Origin of the sequence: Streptomyces sp. NPDC002265, assembly GCF_040296125.1 — a bacterium.
Taxonomy (GTDB): domain Bacteria; phylum Actinomycetota; class Actinomycetes; order Streptomycetales; family Streptomycetaceae; genus Streptomyces.
Map to the genome: position 1 here is coordinate 1 of NZ_JBEOWS010000029.1, position 23,711 is coordinate 23,711.

General features: G+C 70.5%; 13 protein-coding genes. 6 read left to right on the forward strand and 7 right to left on the reverse strand.

Annotation, left to right across the window (positions count from 1 at the left end):
• Positions 1-5,369: pullulanase-type alpha-1,6-glucosidase (pulA, locus tag ABT085_RS07950; protein ID WP_351603377.1), on the reverse strand; the 5,369-nt coding region annotated here is incomplete at its 3' end.
• A gap of 231 nt (positions 5,370-5,600) precedes the next feature.
• On the opposite strand from pulA, the gene ABT085_RS07955 reads away from it, so the two are divergent.
• Positions 5,601-7,691: a carbohydrate-binding module family 20 domain-containing protein gene (locus tag ABT085_RS07955; protein WP_351603382.1), complete on the forward strand. Its 2,091-nt coding sequence runs from the start codon at positions 5,601-5,603 to the stop codon at positions 7,689-7,691.
• A 10-nt stretch (positions 7,692-7,701) separates the two neighbouring features.
• Here the strand turns inward: ABT085_RS07955 and ABT085_RS07960 are convergent, their stop codons facing one another.
• The 5 genes from ABT085_RS07960 to ABT085_RS07980 form a co-directional block, all read right to left on the reverse strand.
• The gene (locus tag ABT085_RS07960; RefSeq protein ID WP_351603384.1) at positions 7,702-9,078 is read right to left on the reverse strand and encodes an alpha-amylase; all 1,377 of its coding nucleotides are present in this window, start codon (positions 9,076-9,078) and stop codon (positions 7,702-7,704) included.
• Between the two features lie 135 nt (positions 9,079-9,213).
• Positions 9,214-10,878, reverse strand: coding sequence for a glycoside hydrolase family 13 protein (locus tag ABT085_RS07965; RefSeq protein ID WP_351603386.1), 1,665 nt, complete (start codon positions 10,876-10,878; stop codon positions 9,214-9,216).
• Positions 10,879-11,061: 183 nt separating this feature from the next.
• Complete coding sequence (locus tag ABT085_RS07970; RefSeq protein ID WP_351603388.1) at positions 11,062-11,973, reverse strand: sugar ABC transporter permease; 912 nt, start codon at positions 11,971-11,973, stop codon at positions 11,062-11,064.
• A 13-nt stretch (positions 11,974-11,986) separates the two neighbouring features.
• On the reverse strand, positions 11,987-12,991 hold the full coding sequence (locus ABT085_RS07975; RefSeq protein ID WP_351603390.1) for a carbohydrate ABC transporter permease: 1,005 nt from the start codon (positions 12,989-12,991) through the stop codon (positions 11,987-11,989).
• 132 nt (positions 12,992-13,123) lie between these two features.
• A complete protein-coding gene (locus ABT085_RS07980) occupies positions 13,124-14,398 on the reverse strand; it encodes an extracellular solute-binding protein (RefSeq protein ID WP_351603392.1) in 1,275 nt (424 codons plus the stop codon).
• Positions 14,399-14,822: 424 nt separating this feature from the next.
• Here ABT085_RS07980 and ABT085_RS07985 point away from each other — a divergent pair, with 424 nt between their 5' ends.
• Both ABT085_RS07985 and ABT085_RS07990 read left to right on the forward strand, forming a co-directional pair.
• The gene (locus ABT085_RS07985; protein WP_351603394.1) at positions 14,823-15,857 is read left to right on the forward strand and encodes a LacI family DNA-binding transcriptional regulator; all 1,035 of its coding nucleotides are present in this window, start codon (positions 14,823-14,825) and stop codon (positions 15,855-15,857) included.
• Positions 15,858-15,983: 126 nt separating this feature from the next.
• Complete coding sequence (locus tag ABT085_RS07990) at positions 15,984-16,979, forward strand: phosphatase PAP2 family protein (RefSeq protein ID WP_351603396.1); 996 nt, start codon at positions 15,984-15,986, stop codon at positions 16,977-16,979.
• A 106-nt stretch (positions 16,980-17,085) separates the two neighbouring features.
• On the opposite strand, the gene ABT085_RS07995 is transcribed toward ABT085_RS07990, so the two are convergent.
• The gene (locus ABT085_RS07995; protein ID WP_351603398.1) at positions 17,086-20,097 is read right to left on the reverse strand and encodes a bifunctional [glutamine synthetase] adenylyltransferase/[glutamine synthetase]-adenylyl-L-tyrosine phosphorylase; all 3,012 of its coding nucleotides are present in this window, start codon (positions 20,095-20,097) and stop codon (positions 17,086-17,088) included.
• Between the two features lie 301 nt (positions 20,098-20,398).
• On the opposite strand from ABT085_RS07995, the gene ABT085_RS08000 reads away from it, so the two are divergent.
• The 3 genes from ABT085_RS08000 to ABT085_RS08010 are packed head-to-tail and all read left to right on the forward strand — an operon-like array spanning position 20,399 to position 23,659.
• On the forward strand, positions 20,399-21,289 hold the full coding sequence (locus tag ABT085_RS08000) for an alkaline phosphatase family protein (protein ID WP_351603400.1): 891 nt from the start codon (positions 20,399-20,401) through the stop codon (positions 21,287-21,289).
• Position 21,290: 1 nt separating this feature from the next.
• The gene (locus tag ABT085_RS08005) at positions 21,291-22,643 is read left to right on the forward strand and encodes an MFS transporter (protein ID WP_351603402.1); all 1,353 of its coding nucleotides are present in this window, start codon (positions 21,291-21,293) and stop codon (positions 22,641-22,643) included.
• Entirely contained in the window at positions 22,640-23,659 is a 1,020-nt protein-coding gene (locus ABT085_RS08010; RefSeq protein WP_351603404.1) for a TolB family protein, read from the forward strand. Before ABT085_RS08005 ends, ABT085_RS08010 begins: the two co-directional genes overlap by 4 nt.
• Positions 23,660-23,711 lie beyond the last annotated feature (52 nt).

Below are 23,711 nucleotides of genomic sequence, written 5' to 3' on the forward strand. Positions count from 1 at the left end.
ACGGCGAAGGTGCCGGAATCCCGGTCGTAGGCCGCGGCCTTGACCGTGGCGTCCGCGCCCGACGCCTGCACCGGGTGCAGGCGGTAGCCCTTGCCGGCGAGCGCGTCGACGGTCTGCCGCTGGGCGGTCGGCGTCGCGTTGAACACGACGACCAGGTCACCCAGCTTCATGGTGATCACACCGGGCGTCTCGCTCTTCCCGGACAGCGGGAAGGACAGGTCCGACTGCACCTGCGCGGTGCTGCCGAGGGAGAACGCCGGCTCGGTGGTACGGATCCGCAGCAGGTCCTGGTACGCGGCCGAGGCCCCGGTGATCTGCGGGCAGCCCACGCTGACGGAGCTCAACAGCGGCTTGGCGTACGGCCACTTGGAGGCGTTGTCGGCCGCCGGCGGCAGCCCGCGCCCGAAGCCGTTGCCGTCGGCGCAGTTCCAGTGGATGGCGTTGAACCAGTCGCCGCTGTCGAAGGAGTTGCGGTCCAGCGACTTGGAGCGCAGCAGGTCCGAGCCCGCCTGGGACAGGGACGGCCCCTGGGAGAGGGCGGCCGTGGCCATGGCGAGGACCTGCATCCGGGCCCGGTCGGACGCGGAGGTGCCCTGGGGCAGCTTGTAGGTCAGGGCATCGAACAGCGACTCGTTGTCGTGGGCGTCCGTGTAGGCGAGGGCGTCGCCGGGGGCGTCCGCGTAGCCGGCGGGCGCGCCGTTGTAGTCGACCTCGGCGCCGGTGACGTCGTGGCCGTCGGTGTCGGTGAAGCGGTACTTGGCGAGGTTGCCGGTCAGACCGACCTTGATCAGGTCCTGGTAGTGGAGGAGGCGGGCCTTCTGCTCGGCCTCGGTCCCGTTGGCGGTGGAGGAGTTCGGGTCGGTGTAGAGACCGGACGCGAAGCCCTGGATGCCGGGGTCGGAGTCGAACGGACCGCCGCCGCGCACCGCGTCGCGGGCCCGGTCGGAGAAGGTCGCGATGCCGGTGCCGGCCATGTTCTGCTGGGTGGCCTGCACGAACCGGGCGTCGTTGGCGACCTCGCCGAAGTTCCAGCCCTCGCCGTAGAGGATGATCTTCTTGCCGTCGACGCCGTCCTTCGCGAGGGTCAGCGCGTCCAGCGCCTTGCGCACGGCGAGGATGTTCGCCTTGGGGTGGTGGCCCATCAGGTCGAAGCGGAAGCCGTCGACCTTGTACTCCTTGGCCCAGGTGACGATGGAGTCGACGACCAGCTTGCCCATCATGGCGTTCTCGGGCGCGGTGTTCGAGCAGCAGGTGCTGTTGGCCACCGAGCCGTCGGCCAGCAGCCGCTGGTAGTAGCCGGGCACGACCTTGTCGAGCACGGAGGTGTCGGCCTGGCCGCTGGCCGCGGTGTGGTTGTAGACGACGTCCATCACGACCCGCAGGCCGTCGTCGTTGATCGCCTTGACCATGCTGCGGAACTGGACCGTACGGGCGGTGCCGTCCGGGTCGGTGGCGTACGAGCCCTCGGGGACCGTGTAGTGGTACGGGTCGTAGCCCCAGTTGTAGGCGTCCTTCGCGGCGGTCTTCGCCACGCACTCCTGCTGCTGGTCGGAGTCGGCCGGGTAGGCGGCGAGGTCACAGCCGGGGGTGGCCTGGTCGGCCTTCTTCTCGGGGATGGTGGCGATGTCGAAGGCGGGCAGCAGATGCACGTACGAGGTGCCGGCCCCGGCCAGCTCGCGCAGGTGCTTCGAGCCGTCGCTGTTCTTGTCGGTGAAGGCCAGGTAGGTGCCCTGGTCCTTGGCCGGGACGGTCGAGTCGGCGACGGAGAAGTCCCGGATGTGCAGTTCCTGGATCTGCGCGTCCTTCAGCGGTACGGCCTTGGGCTTGACCAGGGTCGACCAGCCGCCGGGGGCGAGGGCCTTGTCGTTCAGGTCGACGACCAGGCTGCGCTCGGAGTTCGCGCTCAGCGCGACCGAGTACGGGTCGGTGACCTTGTTCGTCACGATCTTGCGGACGCTGGGGGCCCAGACCTTCACCACGTACCGGTAGGGCTTGCCCTTCCAGGAGGCGGGGCCGGTGACGGACCAGACGCCGGTCGCCGCGTCGCGGTGCATGGGCACCGTCGCGCCGGCCAGCTCCAGGGAGACGTTCTGTGCGGTGGGCGCCCAGACGGACAGGGTCGGCTTCCCGTCGCGGAAGACCGGGCCCAGGTTCGCCCTGGTCGCGTCGTACAGGTCGTCGAGCACGCCGGCGACCTGGACGCCGGTCGCGGACAGCACCGCGCCGTTGGCGGCGAGCTGGGAGGCCACGAGCTGGCCGCTCAGCGCCTCGCGCACCCGGGCGCGGTCGCGCGGGTCGACGGTCCAGGCGGTGTAGTCCTTCAGGTGCGGGAACTTCGCCTTCTGGGCGTCGGTGAGGGTGGTCTTCGTCAGTCGCAGCCAGCGCTCGTCGTCGCTGGTGAGGGCGCCGTCCTTGACGGTGATCGAGCCGTCGTGGGAGTAGCGCAGCTGGGTGGAGGCGGCCGCGTCGGAGCCGTTCCAGGCGAGGGTGTCCCGGTCGATCCAGACCGCCTTGGAGGTGGTCAGGTCGAGGGCGGCCGCGGAGCCTGCGGGCTGCGGCAGCAGGTACTTCTCCTGGCCGTTCAACAGCCACACCTCGTAGCCGTTGGCCTTGAGGTCCAGGGACTGGTCGGCGGGCAGGTCCTTGTTGTCGCCGTTGTGGATGATGTAGCTGAGGCTGGTGGCACCGTCGGTGAGCGGTACCTCGAAGACCGCGCCATAGGCGTCAGTCTTCACCGGCTTCAGGGGGCTCGGCCAGTCGGTGGGGTTCGCGGCGCCCGTCCAGACGTGCAGGCCCCAGCCGTCGTAGTCGCCGTCGGCGCGGTGGTAGTGGATGACCGCCTTGGTCTTGTCCTGCGCGGGGGCGGCGGGGTTCGCGGTCAGTACGTCCGGCTTCCCCTGCTCGATCCAGACCTCGCCCGTCTTGGTGACGTCGATGCTCCGGTCGGACGCGACGTCCTTGTTGCCGTCCTTGTCGATGACCAGGAAGCCGACGTTCGAGGCACCGGGCTTGAGCTTGACGTAGGCGAAGGCGCCGTAGGCGTCGCGGCCCGTGAAGGGGTGGCTGGCCGGCCAGTCGGTGGCCTCGCCGTCGGCGAGGTCGCCCCAGGCGTACAGGCCCCAGTCCGTGTAGTCGCCGTCCGTGCGCTTGTAGTGGACGACCGCGTAGTCGCGGGAGGACGCGGTGGGGATCTCCGGGGCGGGCGCGGTGCCCGTGCTGGAGCTCGCGGTGGCGCTCGCGGTCCTCCCGGCGGAGTCGATCACGACCGCCTTGTAGCGCAGCGCGGTGCCGGCCGGTACGTCCTTGCCGATGGTCTGGGTGACCTTGTACGGGGCGTGGTCGGCGGAGCCGAGCGTGACCCACTTGCCGTTGCCGGTCTGGGCGGCGAAGACGACCCGGTCGAGCTGGCCGCCCGTGACGTCGGCGGTGAGCTCGACGGTCCCGGTGGCGCCGGCGTCCGGGGCCTTGAGGGTGACCGTCGGCCCGGTGGCGGGCTTGGCGAGGCGTCCGGCCGCCTTGAGGACGACGGCGGATCCGGCGGGGACGGTGACGGTGACCTTGCGGTCGGCGTCCGAGGCGACGACGGCGCCGGTGCCGTACACGCCCCGGTAGGCCATGCGGGCCGAGCCGGTGGCGAAGGTGGCGCTCTGCGCCGTGCCGGCGTTGTTGAAGGCGACGACGTACTCGGCGCCGGTCTTCGCGTCGGTGCGGGTGAAGGCGTAGACGCCGGGGCCGTCGGCCGCGTACCGCTGGGTCTGGACGCCGTCGGTGAGCGCCGGGTTGTCCTTGCGCAGCTTCGAGAGGGCGCTGATCTGCTTGTAGAGCGGCGCGCTCGTGTCGTAGGCGTCGCTCGCGTGGGTACGGGCGGTGCCGATCTCGTCGTCGTCGAGGTAGTCGGCGACCTTGGAGGCGAACATCGTCTGGCGGGCGTCCTTGTCGCCGCCGGAGCCGGTGAAGCCCTGCTCGTCGCCGTAGTAGACGACGGGGTTGCCGCGGCTGAGGAACATCAGCTCGTTGGCGAGCTTGTCCTTCTTGAGCAGTTCGGCGTCGGTGGCCTTCGGGTTGTCCTGGTTCAGGAAGTACCCGATGCGGCCCATGTCGTGGTTGCCGAGGAAGGTGACCTGCTCGTAGGCGTTGGCCTTGTCGGTCGTGTACTTGTAGTCGTCGCCGAAGACGGTGGCCAGCTTCTGCGCGCTGCCGCCCTGGGAGGCGTACTGGCGGGCCGCGTCCTGGAAGGGGAAGTCGAGGGTGGCGTCGAGCCGGCCCTGGGTGACGTACGGTGAGGTGATCGAGGTGTCGGCGGAGTAGACCTCGCCGAACATGAAGAAGTTCTTACGGCCGTGCGCGGCCGCGTACGCGTCCAGCGCGGTCGCCCACTGCGTCCAGAACTCCATGTCCACGTGCTTGACGGTGTCGATCCGGAAGCCGTCGACGCCGAAGTCCCGCACCCAGCGCTGGTAGATCTTCTCCATGCCGCTGACGACCTCGGGACGCTCGGTCCACAGGTCGTCCAGGCCGGAGAAGTCGCCGTAGGTGGCGTTCTCGCCGGCGTACGTCGAGTCGCCCCGGTTGTGGTACATCGTCGGGTCGTTGAGCCAGGACGGCACCTTGGCGTTCTTGTCCGCGGCGGCGACGGTCGGCGTGCGCGGGAAGGACCCGGTGCCGACGGCCGGGAACTTCCGTCCGCCGGCCGCGTAGTCGGCGTCGTCGAAGGGCTGTCCGTCCTTCGTCAGATAGGGGAAGGCGCCCTTGGACAGGTAGTCGTAGGACTTCTCCTGGTAGTCGACGACGTCGGCGGTGTGGTTGGTGATGACGTCGAAGAAGACCTTCATGCCCTTGGCGTGCGCCTTGGCGATGAGGGTGGCGAGGTCCTTGTTGGTCCCGAAGTGCGGGTCGACCTGGGTGAAGTCGGTGATCCAGTAGCCGTGGTAGCCGGCCGAGGCATCGGCGCCGGTCCCCTGCACGGGCCGGTTCTTGAAAATGGGGGCCATCCAGATGGCCGTGGTGCCCAGGTTCTTGATGTAGTCGAGCCGGTCGGTCAGGCCCTTGAGGTCACCGCCCTGGTAGAAGCCCTTGTCGGTGGGGTCGTAGCCGGTGCTCAGGCGGGAGCCGGTCAGTCCGCCCTTGTCGTTGGAGCGGTCGCCGTTGGCGAACCGGTCCGGCATGACGAAGTAGAACTGCTCCCGGGTGTCGTCGTGCCGGGCGGGCTCGGCGGCGAGCCTGGCGTCCGAGGGAGGTGCGGGCGGGGCGGCCGCGTGCGCGGCCAGGGGCTGCACCAGCGCTGCGGCGAGGGTCACGGCGGCGACGGCCGCGACCCGTCTGGCTCTGCGGATTCGGCGCGTCCCGGGCGCCGGCCAACTCGGTATCACAGGCGTGAACTCCTTGCGATTACGGCTCATTTGGGTCCGACCCCAACACCGCGGCTCGGCTTCGATGCCGGGCGCCCGCGCGACCGTATCGCTAACGAAAGGTTTACAGCAAGAGGCTTGAAACTCACAGCAAGAACTTTCACCGGCTGCCTTGACGCCCCTTCCCAACTGCCGCACTCTCCACGGTTGTTGAAGCACGTACCCTTCGTGACCTCATTTCCGGAGCCGCACATGACCAGATTTCGACGCTCGTCCCGGCCGCCCGGCACCCTGCGTCGCACCGGTACCGCGGTGGCCGCCGGCGCCCTCGCGCTGGCCGGGGCGGTGGCCCTGCCGGCCGCCCCGGCGCGGGCCGACGCCTCCGCCAAGGGCGATGTGATCGCCAACCTGTGGGAGTGGAACTGGGACTCGATCGCGTCCGAGTGCACGAACGTGCTCGGCCCGGCCGGGTACGGCGCGGTCCAGGTCGCACCGCCCGCCGAGTCCCTCAAGCAGTCCAGCTACTACTGGTGGGACGTCTACCAGCCGTACGCGTACAACCTGAACAGCCGCTTCGGGACGGCGGCGAAGTTCGCGTCCATGGTGAGCACCTGCCACGCGGCGGGCGTGAAGGTGTACACGGACGCGGTGATCAACCACACCGCCGCCCAGACCGGCACCGGCTACAACGGCACCACGGTGACCAGCAAGTACGACACCCCGGACTGGGACCGCGCGGACTACCACGACTCCACCTCGTGCCCCACGTCCGACCTGACCATCCAGGACTACTCCAGCCTCACCCAGGTGCAGAACTGCGAGCTGCTGGGGCTGCCCGACCTCAAGACCGGTTCCGACACGGTCCGCGCAGGCATCGCCGACTTCCTGAACGACCAGCTCGCGCTCGGTGTCGACGGCTTCCGCGTCGACGCGTCCAAGCACATCCCCGAGGCCGACCTCGCCGCCATCGAGGCGAAGCTGACCGACACCACCTCCGGCAAGGACCCGTACGTCTTCCAGGAGATCTACCCGGGTTCGACCCCGCAGCCGGCCGACTACTACGCCTCCGGCGACGTCCTGGACTTCACCTACGCGAGCAGGCTGAAGTCCGCCTTCCAGGGCAATGTCTCCGATCTCGCCTCGCTCGGGAGCAGCGGCATCCTGCCCGCCGCGAACTCGGTGTCGTTCGTGACCAACCACGACACCGAGCGCAACGGTCTGCACCTGAGCTACAAGGACGGCGACACCTACAAGCTCGCCAACCTCTTCCAGCTCGCCTACAAGTGGTCGACGCCGACCGTGTACGCCGGCTGGGAGTGGACCCAGAGCGACCAGGCCCCGCCGAACTCCGCCGGGTTCGTGACCAACACGGACTGTTCCAGTGGCTCCTGGTACTGCCTGGACCGGGACACCGCCGTGGTCGGCATGGTCGCCTGGCACAACGCGGCCGACACGGCCGCCGTGTCCGACTGGCAGACCAAGTCCTCCGGTGTGATCGGCTTCGGCCGCGGCGGCGCGGGCTTCTTCGCCCTCAACAACGGTTCCTCGGCGGCCACTTACACCTTCACCACGAGCATGGCCGACGGCACGTACAAGAACGTGATCGACGGCGGCGCGAGCACGGTGACGGTGTCGGGCGGCAGCGCGTCGATCACCGTCCCGGCGAAGAGCGCGGTCGCCTTCTACAACTCCTCCTACACCTGCACGGTGGGCTGCGACGACACCGGCGGCGGTGACGGCGGCTCGGCCGCCACGGTCAGCGCCACCTTCGACGAGTACGCGTCCACCACCAGCGGTACCGGCGTCTACGTGGTCGGCTCGCTGCCGGCGCTGGGCGGCTGGGACACCTCCAAGGCGGTCCCGCTCTCGTCCGCCGGGTACCCGGTCTGGTCCGGGGAGGTGAGCGTGCCGATCAACACGTCCTTCACGTTCAAGTACATCAAGAAGGACGCCTCGGGCAATGTCACCTGGGAGTCGAACGCCGACCGGTCGGCCTCCGCGGGGACTTCGGCGATCACCGTGAACAGCTCCTGGAACGTGGCGACAGCCGACGCCACCGACGTCACCTTCAACGAGTACGCGACGACCGACTGGGGCACCAACGTCTACGTCGTCGGCTCCATCGCCTCGCTCGGTTCCTGGAACACGAGCGACGCGATCCCGCTGTCGTCCGCCGCGTACCCGACCTGGAGCAGGCTGGTCATCGTCCCCAGGAGCACGGCCTTCACGTACAAGTACATCAAGAAGGACGGCTCCGGGAACGTGACCTGGGAGTCCGGCACGAACCGCTCGTACACGACGGGCAGTTCGTCCGGCTACACCACGAGTGACACGTGGAAGTGACCTGCCCGGCTCAGCAGCCCGACTTGCCGGAGTAGATCGCCAGGGCCGTGTTGGCGGCCAGGGTGGCGGTGAACTGCCCGCTGGAGTTCACCGCCACCGTCGTGTTGTTCTGCACGTTGCAGTACGTGCCCGCCGCCAGCGACGTCTGGTAGGTCCGGGTGAGGGACGAGGTCTCGTGGTTGATGGCCACGAAGCCCTTGCTGCCGCGGCCGAAGGCGATCGCGTCGTTTCCGTCGTCCCACCAGTTGGAGACGGCCTGGCCCCGGGTCGCGTTGCGGAAGGCGACCATCGACTTGATCTCGGGCCAGGCGTGCTGGCACTTCCAGCCGTCCTGCCAGCAGGCGTTGACCGTGCCGCCGTTGGGCGGGCCGGCGTCCACGTCCGACCACTCGTAGCCGGAGTTGATGTCCGGGGCGCCGTAGGGGTAGGCGAGCATGAAGACGTTGGCGAGGGTGTAGTTCGCGCCGTCCTTGTAGTTGAGCGTCGAGCCGTTGCGCTCGGTGTCGTGGTTGTCGACGAACACCCCGGCCACCGAGCTGCTCATGTAGCCCCAGCCCTCGCCGTAGTTCTTCAGGTAGGCGAGGTTCTCGTTGTTGAAGACCCGCTTGAGGTCGTAGGCGTAGCGGAACTCCTGGACGTCGCCGTTGCCGGTGTACTCGGTGGGCTGGACCGCCTCGCCCGAGCCGTAGATGACCTCCTGCTTCCAGTACACCGAGGGGTTGGTCAGCCGGGACTTGATGTTGGCGAGGTCGGCGCTGTCGATGTGCTTGGCCGCGTCGATGCGGAAACCGTCCACGCCCAGGGTGAGCAGGTCGTTCAGATAGCCGGCGATGGTCTTGCGGACGTACTCCTCGCCGGTGTCGAGGTCGGCGAGGCCGACGAGTTCGCAGTGCTGCACGTTCCAGCGGTCGCTGTAGTTGCTGACCTGGGAGGTGCAGTCGTCGAAGTCGTAGGAGGAGTACAGGCCGGGGTAGTTGTACTTCGTGTACGACGAGCCGCCGGTGCCGGTGCTGCCGGTGCCCGCCGACATGTGGTTCACGACGCTGTCGACGACCACCTTCACCCCCGCCGCGTGGCAGGTGTTCACCATGTTCTGGAACGCGGTGCGGTCGCCGAGCCGGCCGGCGATCTTGTACGACACCGGCTGGTACGAGGTCCACCACTGCGAGCCCTGTATGTGCTCGGCGGGCGGCGAGACCTGGACGTACCCGTAGCCCGCGGGGCCCAGGGTGTTGGTGCACTCCTTGGCGACCGAGGCGAACTTCCACTCGAAGAGGACGGCGGTGACGTCCTTGGTGCCGGGCGGGGAGGCCTGTGCCATGGTCGGGGTCATGACAAGGGTGGTGGCGGCGAGGGCCAGCGCCCCCGAGAGGATTCTGCGTGCCATGTGGGGTTCCTTCGTCACTGAAGGTTCTTGCTGAAAAGTTTCCGCAAACTTGCGGTGACGAAGATGTTAAAGGCCCGCTGCCTGAAAAGGCAGCGGGCCGTGTGAAGTTGATGCAAGAACTTTCGGTGCGGCCGGTCAGGCCGTGGCGAACCAGACGGTCGTGTCGGCCGGCACCTTCGTCTCGCCGCCGGCCTCGGTCACCTCACCGCTGGCCAGCAGGACCCGTCCGTACGCCGGGACGTTCACCGACTCGCCCGTGGTGTTGGTGACGCACACGAACTTCCCGCGCCGGAAGGCGAGAGCGCCCTCGGGGGCTCGCAGCCACTCCACCGTGTCGCCCTCGCCCAGGTCGGCCTGGCCGCGCCGGACGGCGAGCGCGCTGCGGTACAGCTCCAGGGTGGAGCCGGGCACGCCCTGCTGGGCCTCGACGCTCAGCTCGCCCCAGGAGTCGGGCTGCGGCAGCCAGCTGCCGCCGCTGCCGAAGCCGTACGAGGAGCCCTCGCGGGTCCACGGGATCGGCACCCGGCAGCCGTCGCGGAAGCCGTCCTGGCCCGCGCCGCGGAAGAACGCCGGGTCCTGGCGCACCTCGTCCGGCAGGTCCACGACGTCCGGCAGACCGAGCTCCTCGCCCTGGTAGACGTAGGCGGAACCGGGCAGCGCCAGCATCAGCAGCGTGGCCGCCCGGGCCCGGCGCAGACCGAGCTCGCGGTCGCCGGCCGTGCGGATCTGGGTGCCGAGGCCGGGCGGGTTGGCGAACCGGGTGGCGTGCCGGGTGACGTCGTGGTTGGACAGCACCCAGGTGGCGGGGGCGCCGACCGGGCGCATGGCCTCCAGGGTGCGGTCGACGACCTTGCGCAGCTCGGCCGCGTCCCACTCGGTGCCCAGGTACTGGAAGTTGAAGGCCTGGTGCAGCTCGTCGGGGCGGACGTAGTTCGCGGTGCGCTCGACGGTCGGGGTCCACGCCTCGGCGACGAGGATGCGCTCGCCCGCGTACTCGTCGACGACCGTGCGCCACTGCCGGTAGATGGCGTGCACGCCGTCCTGGTCGAAGAACGGCATGACATCGTTGCCCAGCAGCTTGAGCTGATCGTGGGAGCCGAGGTCGGGCAGACCGGGCGCCTTGACCAGGCCGTGGGCGACGTCGATGCGGAACCCGTCGACGCCCATGTCCAGCCAGAAGCGCAGGATCGAGCGGAACTCGTCGCCCACCGCCGGGTGGTCCCAGTTGAAGTCGGGCTGCTCGGGGGCGAACAGGTGCAGGTACCACTCGCCGTCCGCGACCCGGGTCCAGGCCGGTCCGCCGAAGATGGACTCCCAGTCGTTGGGCGGCAGTTCGCCGTTCTCGCCCTTGCCGGGGCGGAAGTGGTAGCGCTCGCGCAGCGGGGAGCCGGGGCCCTCCTCCAGCGCGCGCTTGAACCACTCGTGCTGGTCGGAGGAGTGGTTGGGGACCAGGTCGACGATGATCCTGAGACCGAGCGCACGGGCGTCGCGGATCAGCGCGTCGGCGTCCAGGAGGTTGCCGAACATGGGGTCCACCGCGCGGTAGTCGGCGACGTCGTAGCCGGCGTCGGCCTGCGGCGAGGCGTAGAAGGGGCTGAGCCAGACGGCGTCGACACCGAGGTCGCGCAGGTACGGAAGTCTGGCGCGTACGCCCTCCAGGTCCCCCATGCCGTCGCCGTTGCTGTCGGCGAAGCTGCGCGGATAGACCTGGTAGATGACCGCGTCCCGCCACCAGTCGCGGCTCTGGGCGACGGTGGCGACGGCGGTGCTTTCGGCCGGGTCGGCGGAGTGCTGGCTCATGGCGTCCTTGATGCGATCGGAGTCCCCCCCTCAAGCGGAGCCGAGTGCGGGGGAGGTTCGGGTCGACGGGTCGGTGCTGGTGGGGGGTGACGAGGCGGCCGCGGTGCCTGCGGGGTCGGATGGGGCACCGCGGCCGCCACCCGCGCGGTCAGGCGCGCGGGAGCCGTGGGGGCGTCGAGGGCGTCAGCCCTTCGTGCCGCCCGCGGTGAGGCCGGTCACCAGGTTCTTCTGCACGAGGTAGAAGAACGCGGCGGCCGGTATCGCGATCAGCACGGCGGTCGCTGCCATCAGGTTGCGCTGGGCGTCGTGCTCGCTGACGAAGGACTGGAGGCCGACGGCGAGGGTGTACTTGTCGTCGCTCAGCATGAACGTCGAGGCGAAGGCGACCTCGCTGAAGGCGGTGAGGAAGTTGTAGAAGGCGGCCACCGCGAGTCCCGGCTTGGCCAGCGGCAGGATGAGCCGGAAGAAGGTGCCGAAGGGGGTGAGCCCGTCGACGCGTCCGGCCTCGTCGATCTCGAAGGGGATGGTGTCGAAGTACCCCTTGAGCAGCCAGGCGCTGTACGGGATGACGGTCGTGCAGTACACGAGGATCAGACCGAAGTAGCTGTCGATGAGACCCAGGTCCGAGAGGATCTGGTACATCGGCACCATCAGGACCGCGACCGGGAACATCTGCGTGACCAGCAGGATCCACATGAACTTCTTGTAGCCGGGGAAGCGCATGCGGGAGACCGCGTAGCCGGTGGTGGCGGCGATCAGCACACCGATGAGCGTGGTGCCGAGCGTGACGATCAGCGAGCTCTTCAGCCAGTCGAAGAACTGCGTGTGCTCCAGGACGAACGTGTAGTTGTCGAACGTCATCTTGCCCCAGATGCCGCCGGGGTGGAGGTAGTCGTCCTTGTCCGGTCCGAGGGACAGATAGACCAGCCAGCCGATCGGGAAGAGCGCGATCAGGCTCGCGACGGTCAGCACACCGTGGGAGGCGAGGGAGCCGGCGAGGCTGGTCTCGCCCCGGCGCCGGGTCTTCTTGCGGGGGGCCGCGGCCGGGGTCTGCTCGGTCACCGGGGCGGAGGTCTCGACTGTGGTCGTACTCATGGGATCTCCTGCCTCAGATCGCGAGCTGCTGCTCGTTGCGGTTCAGCCAGCGACGGTAGAACGAGGTGAAAACGATCAGGATGGCCAGCAGCAGGATGCCGTAGGCCGCCGACTGCGCGAAGTCGCGCGGCTGCTGTCCGAAGCCGAGGAAGTAGGCCCAGGTAACGAGGATCTGGGCGTCGGGGGCGGTGTTGCCGAACAGCAGGAAGATCACGGCGAACTGGTTGAAGGTCCAAATGATGCCGAGCAGCACGACGGTGGAGCTGACCGAGCGCAGACCCGGCAGGGTCACGTACCGGAAGCGCTGCCAGGTGCTCGCCCCGTCCATCTCCGCGGCCTCGTACAGGGAGGCGTCGATGGACTGGAGGCCGCCGAGCAGGGAGACCATCATGAACGGCACACCGCACCAGGTGTTGACCATGATCGCGGCGAACCGCTGCCAGAAGGTGTCCTCCAGCCACAGGGGCGAGGGCAGGTGCAGGGCGTCCAGGGCGGAGTTGATGATGCCGCCGTCGGCGAGCATGAAGCGCCAGCCGAAGACGGTGACGAAGGTGGGCACGGCCCACGGCAGGACCAGCACCAGCCGGTAGAGGGTGCGCCCGCGCAGCTTCTGGTTCAGCAGCAGCGCGAGGCCGAGGCCGACGGTGTAGTGCAGCGCCACGCACAGCGCGGTCCACACGATCGTCCAGACGAAGTGCGACCAGAAGCGGTCGTACGCCGTCGGGCCGAACAGGATGTCCTTGTAGTTGTCCAGCCCGATGAACTTGTAGGTGGCGTCGATGTGGTTGACGCCGATCGTGCGGGCCGTGTTGAGGCTGTTGGCGTCGGTCAGGGTGAGGTAGAGGCCGTACACCAGGGGGTAGAGCACGAGGACGCCGAGCACGACGGCCACGGGGGCGATCATCGCGTACGCGTACCAGTGCTTGTGGTATCCGTGCTTCAGGCGTTGGCCCAGCCCGGGCCGTGGCGCGCGGTCACCGTGGCGCTTGCCGGTGGCGCGGTCGATGGCGACTGTCATGTTCGACACCTTCTGGAAGTTCTACGGCTCTGGGAAGCGGCTGGGCGGGGCGGACCGGCCTCGGCCGGTGCAGGCCGGTGGCCGCCGGATCCTTCCCCTGCTTTCACAGGGGGATCCGGCGGCCACTGGTCATCACTTGCTGAAGTCCGGCACCAGCTTGGCGATCGCCAGCTCGACGTTGCTCAGACCCTTGTCGAGGGACTCCTTGCCACCCGCGATCTTGGGCAGCTCGGTGTCCAGCGGACCCCACAGGGAGCTGTACTCGGGCAGCGCGGGGCGCGGCTGGGCGGCGGCGAGGACCGTGCCGTAGCCGGCGATGCCCGGGTCGGCCTTGACCTGGTCGGTGTAGGCGTCGTCACGCGTGGGCAGCGTGGAGTTCTTCAGCGCGATGGTCGACTGGCTCTTGGCCGAGGTCATGAAGTTCACGAACTTCAGCGCGGCGTCCTGGTGGGCCTTGTCCGAACCGGCGTAGACCGAGAGGTTGTGGCCACCGGTCGGGGCGCCCGCCTTGCCGGCGGAGCCGGCCGGGACGGTGGCGATGCCGAGGTTGGACTTGTCGGAGAACGCCGAACCCTTGTAGAAGTTCGTGATCTCCCACGGACCCTGGACGATCGCAGCGACCTTGCCGTTGACGAACGCGTCCTGGATGTGGGCGTAGGCGTCGGCGGTGGTGTCCGCCTTGTGCAGGCCCTTGCCGGAGAACAGGCCGAGCCAGGTGCCGTACGCCTTCTTCGCGGCGTCCGAGTTCACCGTGATCTTCTTGGCGGCGGCGTCGACGGTGTCGGTGCCCTCGCCGTAGAGGAAGCTCTGGGCGTAGTAGGCCTGGGTGGAGCCCCAGTAGCCGTCGACACCGGTCTTGGCCTTGATGGTGGCCGCGTCCTTCTTCAGGTCGTCCCAGGTCTTGGGCGCCTCGGTGATGCCGGCCTTGGTGAAGAGCTGCTTGTTGTAGACCAGCGCGAGGGTGTCGGTGACCAGCGGCACGCCGTAGGTCTTGCCCTCGTACTGGGCCTGCGTGACCAGGTTGGACTTGAACTTGGCCTGGTCCTTGAGGGCCTCGGTGCCGTCCAGCGGCAGGAAGTAGCCCTTCTTGGCGAAGGCGGGGGTCCAGCCGACCTCGGAGCGCAGGACGTCCGGGGCGCCGGAGGCACCGGCGGCCGTGTCGAACTTGTTCTGCGCCTGGTCGAAGGGCACGTTGACGTACTTGACCTTGATGTTCTTGTTGGCGGCCTCGAACTCCTTGACCAAGGCCTGGTACGTCGGCGCCTCGTTGGTGGCGTTGGACGTGTCCCACCAGGTGATGGTGACCGGACCGCCGGCCTTGTCGCCACTGCTGTCGCCACCGCCGCAGGCCGTCGCCGCGAGGGCGAAGGACGCCACCAGCGCGCTGGCCGCTATGCCACGCCGCATGAGTTCTCCTTGAGGGTTAAGCCCGTGTACTGACAGGTGGCGGTCCCGTCCGCCGCCCCTGCCGACTTGCCGACTGCGCCGTTGCGGCCGCCGGGCGACGAGAACGTAACAGCCATGTAAGCGTTGCGAAAGACCTTGCAGAAAAAAAGCGCAAGAGGTCACAGAAGTTACTCCGCCGTGACCTCTCCTCGACCGGCGCGAGACCGCTGTATTGCGGGGCTGAGCGGGAAGCGACCCGGTTGTGCAAGACTCTGCAAGCTCTTGCCATCCATTTCCGGCACGGGGATTATCCGTTGCGGGAACAGGACGCCGACCAGAACTCGAGGACCCGATGACGCAGCAGCCCGCAGGGCGCCGTCCGACCACCCGCTCACGGCGTCCGATTGGTGTGCAAGGTGAGATCCGACCGGTACAGTCCAGTGCCGTGACCACCAGGCTTGCCGACATCGCCGCACAGGCGGGAGTGAGCGAAGCGACCGTCAGCCGCGTCCTCAACGGGAAGCCGGGCGTCGCCGCCACCACCCGCCAGTCCGTGCTGGCCGCACTCGACGTACTGGGCTACGAACGCCCGGTGCGGCTGCGCCAGCGCAGCGCGGGCCTGGTGGGCCTGATCACCCCGGAGCTGGAGAACCCCATATTCCCGGCCCTCGCCCAGGTCATCGGGCAGGCGCTGACCAGGCAGGGCTACACCCCGGTGCTCGCCACCCAGACCCCCGGCGGGTCGACGGAGGACGAGCTGACCGAGATGCTCGTCGACCGCGGGGTCGCCGGCATCATCTACGTCTCCGGACTCCACGCCGACACCACCGCCGACATGCAGCGCTACGAGCAGCTGCGGGCGCAGGGCGTGCCGTTCGTGCTCGTCGACGGCTTCTCGCCCAAGGTGCAGGCGCCGTTCATCTCCCCCGACGACCGGGCCGCCATGACGCTGGCGGTCACGCATCTGGTGTCGCTGGGCCACACCAGGATCGGGCTCGCGCTCGGCCCCAAGCGGTTCGTACCGGTCCAGCGGAAGATCGACGGATTCGTCCGGGCGGTGCAGGACCAGCTGGGCCTGCACGCCGAGACGATCGAGTCCGAGCTCGTCCAGCACTCGCTGTACACCCTGGAGGGCGGCCAGGCCGCCACCAACGCGCTCATCGAGCGGGACTGCACGGCGATCGTCTGCGCCAGCGACATGATGGCGCTCGGTGCGATACGGGCGGCGCGGCAGCGGGGGCTGAGCGTCCCGCAGGACGTGTCGGTGGTCGGCTTCGACGACTCCCCGCTGATCGCGTTCACCGACCCGCCGCTGACCACGGTCCGCAAGCCGGTCCCGGCGATGGGGCAGGCCGCGGTGCGCACGCTGCTGGAGGAGATCGGCGGGACGCCCGCGCCGCACAGCGAGTTCGTGTTCATGCCGGAACTGGTGGTGCGGGGATCGACCGCGTCGGCCCCCGGCGAGCGCAACCGCCCGTAGCCGAGCGCGCCGGATCGGGGCGCACGCCGTCGGGCGCCCCGGCAGGCCCCGCACCCAGAACATGCGCCCCCGCCCCGACCAGCGGATGAGCGGGGGCGGATCCCTTTTCTGGCAGACTTTGCGGTTATGGGCGAACCGACCGTGACGACACAGGAAGGCCGCGAACGGGCGGTTGTTCCGAAGTCGGTCACGGACGGGGCCGTGGCGGATCTGCTGCGCCGGCTGCGCACCCCGCGCCGGCCCCGGCTGTGGTTCGAGATCCTGCTGATCGGCGTGAGCTACTGGACGTACTCACTGATCCGCAACGCCGTGCCCGAGCAGCGGGCGCAGGCCCTGCGCAACGCCGACTGGATCTGGCGGACCGAGCACCGGCTGGGCGTCGCCGTCGAGGAGTCGGTCAACCATGCCGTGAACTCGGTGAATTGGCTGATCGTCGGCATGAACTACTACTACGCGACACTGCACTTCGCGGTGACGCTGGGTGTGCTGGTGTGGCTGTACCGGTGGCATCCCGGCCGCTACGCGGCAACCCGTCTCGCCCTGTTCGCGACGACGGGCGTGGCGCTGGTCGGTTACTACCTGTATCCGCTGGCGCCGCCCCGGCTGATGAAGGGCGCGGGCTTCGTCGACACCGTCATGGTGCACCACACCTGGGGCTCGATGGCGTCCGGCGACCTCAAGCACATGTCGAACCAGTACGCCGCGATGCCGTCGATGCACATCGGCTGGTCGCTGTGGTGCGGGCTGACGGTCTTCGCGCTGGCCCGGGTCCCGTGGGCGCGGCTGCTGGGGCTGCTCTACCCGGCGACGACACTGGGCGTCATCGTCGCCACCGCCAACCACTTCTGGCTGGACGCGGTGGGCGGTCTGCTCTGCCTGGTGTTCGGCTTCGCACTGACACGTGTGTGGTACGGAGAGCTGCCGTACGGTCTCCCGCGCGAACGGGAACGCGAGCGGGAGCCGGAACGGGAGCACCCGGGGGCACGGGAACGCGAGCGGGAGCGGCGCCGGGCCGCCCGGCCGGCCGGGACAGCCGGGGCGGCGGGGACAGCCGGGGCAGCCGGTACGGCCGCGACCGAGACGGCCGGGACGGCCGACGGACCGGCGGACGGCAGCGGCTGACCGGGCCGTCCGGACGTCGGCCACCGACCGGGCCGGGCCGCAAGGCGGCAGCGGCACACCGGGCCGTCCGGCCGTCAGCGCGGCTGCCGCGCGGGCGCGGTCACCGTCACCGCTCGCCCGCAGCCCCGTAGAACAGCTCCTCGACCACGGCCCGCGCCCTGCGTGTCGTACGCCGGTAGTCGTCGAGCATGTCGCCCGCGTGACCGGGGCTGTAGCCCAGGTAGCGGCCGACCGCGGCCAGCTCGCGGGGGTCGGAGGGGAAGGTGTCCCCGGCCCGGCCGCGTACCAGCATGACGGCGTTGCGCACCCGGGTCGCCAGGATCCACGCCTCGTCGAGGATGGCGGCGTCCTCGCCGCCGAGCAGCTCGGCGGCGCGGGCTGCGGCCAGCGCCTCCCGGGTGCGGGTGGTGCGCAGACCCGGCTCCGCCCAGCCGTGCCGCAGCTGGAGCAGTTGCACGGTCCACTCGACGTCGGACAGCCCGCCGGGACCGAGCTTGGTGTGCAGCTTGGGGTCGGCGCCACGCGGCAGCCGCTCGGACTCCATCCGGGCCTTCAGCCGCCGGATCTCGCGCACCGCCTCGTCGCCGAGCCCCTCCGCCGGGTAGCGCAGCGGGTCGACGAGGTCGAGGAAGCGGAGGCCCAGCTCCGGGTCCCCGGCGACCTGCTCGGCCCGCAGCAGGGCCTGCGACTCCCAGACCAGGGACCAGCGGCGGTAGTAGGCCTCGTAGGACTTCAGCGTCCGCACCAGCGGGCCGGACTTGCCCTCCGGGCGCAGGTCGGCGTCGATGAGCAGGGGCGGGTCGGCGCTGGGGACCTGGAGCAGCCTGCGCATCTCGGAGACGACCTTGTTGGCCGCGTCGGCGGCCTCGCGCTCGTCGACGCCCTCGCGCGGCTCGTGCACGAACAGCACGTCGGCGTCGGAGCCGTAGCCCAGTTCGTGGCCGCCGAAGCGGCCCATGCCGATGATCGCGAAGCGGGTGGGCAGCTGATCGCCCCAGCCCTCGCGCACCACCGCGCGCAGGGTGCCGGCCAGCGTCGCCGCGGTCAGGTCCGACACCGCGCCGCCCACCCGGTCCACCAGGGCGCCCTGGTCGGCCTCGGCCGGCTGGGTCTCGGTGCCGTAGGAGCCGACGATGTCGGCGGCGCACGTACGGAACAGTTCTCGGCGGCGGACACCGCGGGCGGCCCGGACACCGTCCTCGGCGTTCTCGGCCCGGCCGACCGCGGCCAGGGTCTCCTGTTCCAGGTGGGCGCGGGGGCGGGGTTCGAGTCCGCCGCCGTCGCCGTCGCCGAGCAGGGCCACCGCCTCGGGCGCGCGCATCAGCAGGTCCGGGGCGAGGCGGCCGGCGGACAGCACCCGTGCGAGGTTCTCGGCGGCGGCGCCCTCGTCGCGCAACAGCCGCAGGTACCAAGGGGTCTTGCCGAGCGCGTCGGAGACGTTGCGGAAGTTGAGCAGACCCGCGTCCGGTTCGGCGGAGTCCGCGAACCAGCCCAACAGGACGGGCAGCAGGGTGCGTTGGATGGCGGCCTTGCGGGTGACGCCGGAGGCGAGGGCCTCCAGGTGGCGCAGGGCCGCGGCCGGGTCGGCGTAACCGAGCGCGACCAGCCGTTCGCGTGCCGCCTCGGGGCTCAACCGGGTCTCGCCCGGCGCGAGTTGGGCGACCGCGTCGAGCAGCGGCCGGTAGAAGAGCTTCTCGTGCAGACGGCGTACGACGCTGGTGTGCCGCTTCCACTCACGGATCAGCTCGGCGGCCGGGTCGGTGCGCAGGCCCAGGGAGCGGCCGAGGCGGCGCAGGTCGGCCTCGGCCTCCGGGACGAGGTGGGTGCGGCGCAGCCGGTGGAGCTGGATGCGGTGTTCCATGGAGCGCAGGAAGCGGTAGGCCTCGTCGAGCTGGACGGCGTCCGCGCGGCCGACGTAGCCGCCCGCGGCCAGCGCGTGCAGGGCGTGCAGGGTGGTGCCGCTGCGCAGCGAGACGTCCGCCCGCCCGTGCACCAGCTGGAGCAGCTGGACGGCGAACTCGACGTCCCGCAGGCCGCCGGGACCGAGCTTCAGCTCGCGGTCGACCTCGGCGGCGGGGATGTTCTCGACCACCCGGCGGCGCATCTTCTGCACGTCGGCGACGAAGTTCTCGCGCTCGGCGACCTGCCAGACCAGGGGTTCGAGGGCTTCGACGTACGCCTCGCCGAGCGCGAGGTCCCCGGCGACCGGGCGGGCCTTGAGCAGCGCCTGGAACTCCCAGGTCTTGGCCCAGCGCTGGTAGTAGGCCAGATGGCTGGCGAGGGTGCGCACCAGCGGACCGTTTCTGCCCTCGGGGCGCAGATTGGCGTCGACGGGCCAGATGGAGCCCTCGACGGTGGTCTCGGAGCAGATCCGCATCATGTGCGAGGCCAGTCTGGTCGCCGACCTGAGGGCCTTGCCCTCGTCGGCGGCTCCGTCGGCCGCCTCGCCGACGAAGATGACGTCGACGTCGGAGACGTAGTTGAGCTCGTGACCGCCGCACTTGCCCATCGCGATCACCGCGAGCCGGCACGCGGCGGCGTCCTCGGGCGCGGCGGCACCGGCGATGCGCAGGGCGGCGCGCAGCGTCGCGGTGGCCAGGTCGGCGAGCTCGGCGGCGGTCTCGGCCAGCTCGGTGGTGCCGCACACGTCACGGGCGGCGATGGACAGCAGGCAGCGGCGGTAGGCGACGCGCAGCGAGACGGGGTCCACGGCCTGCGCCAGGCCGCGTTCGAACTCCTCGACCCCGGGGTGGAGATCGCGCGGCTCGTAGGTGACGAGCTCCTCCCAGTCGCGCGGGTGCCGGGCGAGGTGGTCGGCTAGCGCGGCGGAGGCGCCGAGCACGCCGAGCAGCCGGTCGCGCAGCGGCTTGGCCGCTATCAGCGTGTCGAGCAGCTCGCGGCGGGCCGCGGGGCCGGGCTGCGCCTCCAGCATCCGGACGAGGCCGTGCAGCGCGAGGTCGGGGTCGGCGGTCACGCCCAGCGCCTCCAGGAGCACCGGGTCGTCGCGGACGCCCGCGAGCTCGGGGCTGTCCAGAAGCCGTTCCGCGGCCGAGGGATCGGTGAAGCCGTGCCGCAGCAGCCTGGTGAAGGTGCTGCTCCTGCGCCCCGGCGCCGTCATCCCCGGCCTCCCGTCGGATCGAGCCATCGGATCAAGGTCGTACTGGCCCGAGCCTAACCGGAGTCCCTGGCCGAAGCTCCGGGGCCGACGCCTGCGAGTCACGCCGACGGGCGGTGTGCGCCCGCCCGGGGGAGGATCGTGACCGGATTCCGGCGCCCCGGCCGGAGGGCTCGATTCCGTAATGGCCGCAGTAGTTCATCCGATCTTCATCCACCGGGTTTCACGCCGTGGGACAGGGGAATTTTGGCGTGCGCATGCTCTGTCCGCACCGCCACCCCGTTCCTTCCCATCGGAGGTAGATGTGTCCGGCAGTTCCGTGTACCGCCGCAGTCGCGCCGCCGTGGCGTCCGGGCTGGCCCTCGCGGCCGCCGCGGTCGGCCTGTGGACCGGCCTCGGCGGCTCCTCGACCGCGCAGGCCGCGGCCTCGGTGCCGACCCCGGACCACGTGGTCGTGGTGGTCTTCGAGAACCACGCCTACAGCCAGGTCATCGGCTCCTCGAGCGCCCCCTACATCAACTCGCTCAGGACGGGCGGCGCCAACCTCAGCCAGTCCTACGCCATGACCCACCCGAGCCAGCCGAACTACTTCGCCCTGTTCTCCGGCTCCACCCAGGGCATCACGGACGACAGCTGCTACACGCCCGGCTTCTCCTCGGCCGCCAACCTGGCCTCGGAGGTGATCGCGGCCGGCCGCACCTGGGCCAGCTACAACGAGACGCTGCCCAGCCAGGGCTCGACCACGTGCAGCAGTGGCAACTACGCCCGCAAGCACAACCCGTGGTTCGGCTTCAGCAACGTCCCGACCTCGACGGCGAAGACCTTCGCCCAGTTCCCCACCGACTACACCACCCTGCCGAACGTCTCCTTCGTCGTCCCCAACCTGTGCAGCGACATGCACGACTGCTCGGTGGCGACCGGTGACACCTGGCTGAAGAACAACCTGAGCGCGTACGCCACCTGGGCCAAGACCCACAACAGCCTGCTCGTCGTCACCTTCGACGAGGACAACCGGCTGGCAGGCAACCGCATCCCGACGGTGCTGTACGGGCAGCCGGTGACGGCCGGGTCCAGCTCGTCGACCACGTACAACCACTACAACCTGCTGCGCACCCTGGAGGACTCGCAGGGGCTGAGCGCCCACGCGGGCAACGCGGCCTCCGCAGCGGACATCACGGGCATCTGGGCGTCCTGACATGTACGTCGCGGACAGCCGCGCCGGGGCTCCCGGCGCGCCGGTGTCCGCGGACGGCGCCGTCCGGCCTTCCGCCGGGCGGCGCCGCGCCGCGGTCGCCCCCACGGTGCTGGCCCTCGGCACGGTCAGCCTGATCACCGACGTGTCCTCGGAGATGGTGACGGCGGTCCTGCCGCTGTACCTGGTGGCGGGCCTCGGCCTGTCCCCGCTCGGCTTCGGGCTCCTGGACGGCGTCTACAACGGCTTCTCGGCCCTGGTGCGGCTGGCCGGCGGGCATCTGGCCGACCGGGGCGGGGGCCGCCACAAGTGGGTGGCGGGCATCGGCTACGGCCTCTCGGCCCTGTGCAAGCCGCTGCTGCTGCTGGCGCACACGCTCACCCCCATCGGCCTGGTGCTGGCCGCCGACCGCACCGGCAAGGGGCTGCGCACCGCCCCGCGCGACGCGCTGATCTCGCTGTCCAGCACGCCCGAGACCCGCGGCCGCGCCTTCGGCGTGCACCGGGCGATGGACACGGCGGGCGCGCTGCTCGGTCCGCTGGTGGCGTTCCTGATCCTGCGGGCGACGGTGGACGGCTACGACGCCGTGTTCACCGTGAGCTTCTGTGTGGCGGTGACCGGGGTGCTGGTCCTGGTCCTGTTCGTGCCGAACGGCGCTCCGGCGCCCCCGACGGCTCCCCCGGCACCACAGCCCGCCACGACCACCCCGGCACCGCAGTCCACCACAGCCGGCCCGGCATCGCAGCCCGCCCCGGCCGAGCGTCCCACCCTGCGGGCCGCCCTGGGCCTGCTGCGTCGGCGCGACCTGCGCCGGATCACGCTCTGCGCCCTGCTGCTGGGCCTGGCCACGGTCAGCGACTCCTTCGTCTACCTGCTGCTGCAACGCCGTCTGGGCGTCCCCGACCGCTGGTTCGCGCTGCTGCCGCTGGGCACCGCGGCGGCCTTCCTGCTGCTGGCGGTGCCGCTGGGCCGGCTGGCGGACCGGGTGGGCGGCCGCCGGGTGTTCCTGGCCGGACACGGCGCGCTGCTCCTGGCGTACGGCGTCCTGCTCTCCCCCTGGCACGGCACCGCGCTGCCGTACGCCGTCCTGCTGCTGCACGGCGGTTTCTACGCGGCCACCGACGGGGTGCTGATGGCGGCGGCCTCGGAGAGCGTGCCGCCGGCCCTGCGCTCCTCCGGTCTGGCCCTGGTCCAGACGGGCCAGGCACTCGCCCGTTTCACCTGTTCCCTGGGGTTCGGGGCGGCCTGGACACTGTGGGGCGACCGGACGGCGCTGCTGGCGTCGACGGTGGCGCTGGCGGTGTGCGCGGGCTGCTGCGCCCTGGCCCTGCGTCCCGCCCGGAAGGGCACCTCATGACCGTACGCAACCGCATCCTGGTGCTGCTCTCGGCCGTCGCCGTGCTGGCGGCGGTGGCGGCGGGCGCGGTCCTGCACGCCTCGGCCCGGGCGGAGCGCCGGGACCGGACCCAGGCGGGCGGCCCCACGGTGACGCCCGGCCCGGTCACCCTGACCGCCCGCGGCCGCCTGGTCTTCCGCAACATGGCCTGGGGCCCGCACCGCGACGAGCTCACCGCCGTCCCGGCGTCGGCCCCGGCCGGGGCGCGGACCGCCTCGGGCGTCAAGTGCCTGCGCTTCTACGCCGCCGCCGGCACCGGCGTGTGCCTCCAGGCGGTGCACGGCGCGGTCTCGGACACCTACCGCGCGCTGATCCTGGACGCCCGGCTGAAGGAGACCGCCCGCTACGACGTCCCCGGCATCCCCTCCCGCGCCCGGGTCTCCCCCAGCGGCCGCTTCGCCGCCTGGACGGCGTTCGTCGGCGGCGACTCGTACGCCGGTACGAACTTCTCCACCCGGGCGGCGATCGTGGACACCAGGACGGGGAGGCTGATCCCGTCGCTGGAGGAGTTCGGGATCGAGAAGGACGGCCGGCGCTACCGGGCGGCCGACGCGAACTTCTGGGGCGTGACCTTCGCGGCGGACGACCGCACGTTCTACGCGACGATGGCGACGAAGGGGAAGACCTACCTGGTCCGCGGCGACCTGGGGGCCCGTACCGTGACGACCGTGCGGACGAACGTGGAGTGCCCGTCGCTCTCCCCCGACGGCACCCGGATCGCCTTCAAGAAGCGCGTCGCCGGCCTGCCCGCCGACGCCCCCTGGCGGCTGTACGTCCTCGACCTGCGCACCCTGCGCGAGACCCCGCTCGCCGAGTCCCGCAGCGTGGACGACCAGGCGGTCTGGCAGGACGCCCGCACGCTCGTCTACGCCCTGCCGGGCGACTACGGGGCGGACCTGTACACCGTCCCGGCCGACGGCACGGGCCGCCCCCACCGGATCAGCACGGCGGCGGTGTCCCCCGCCTACCTCGGCTGACCGACCGGAGCCGGATCGGCTGGCCGGGCCACGTGACCCCTGCTACACCAGA

Bases quoted from the DNA above. Each gene is read 5' to 3' on its own strand.
- ABT085_RS07955 (WP_351603382.1), top strand. From the start codon at position 5,601: ATGACCAGATTTCGACGCTCGTCCCGGCCGCCCGGCACCCTGCGTCGC.
- ABT085_RS07960 (WP_351603384.1), bottom strand. From the start codon at position 9,078: ATGGCACGCAGAATCCTCTCGGGGGCGCTGGCCCTCGCCGCCACCACC.
- ABT085_RS07965 (WP_351603386.1), bottom strand. From the start codon at position 10,878: ATGAGCCAGCACTCCGCCGACCCGGCCGAAAGCACCGCCGTCGCCACC.
- ABT085_RS07970 (WP_351603388.1), bottom strand. From the start codon at position 11,973: ATGAGTACGACCACAGTCGAGACCTCCGCCCCGGTGACCGAGCAGACC.
- ABT085_RS07975 (WP_351603390.1), bottom strand. From the start codon at position 12,991: ATGACAGTCGCCATCGACCGCGCCACCGGCAAGCGCCACGGTGACCGC.
- ABT085_RS07980 (WP_351603392.1), bottom strand. From the start codon at position 14,398: ATGCGGCGTGGCATAGCGGCCAGCGCGCTGGTGGCGTCCTTCGCCCTC.
- ABT085_RS07990 (WP_351603396.1), top strand. From the start codon at position 15,984: ATGGGCGAACCGACCGTGACGACACAGGAAGGCCGCGAACGGGCGGTT.
- ABT085_RS07995 (WP_351603398.1), bottom strand. From the start codon at position 20,097: ATGACGGCGCCGGGGCGCAGGAGCAGCACCTTCACCAGGCTGCTGCGG.
- ABT085_RS08005 (WP_351603402.1), top strand. From the start codon at position 21,291: ATGTACGTCGCGGACAGCCGCGCCGGGGCTCCCGGCGCGCCGGTGTCC.
- ABT085_RS08010 (WP_351603404.1), top strand. From the start codon at position 22,640: ATGACCGTACGCAACCGCATCCTGGTGCTGCTCTCGGCCGTCGCCGTG.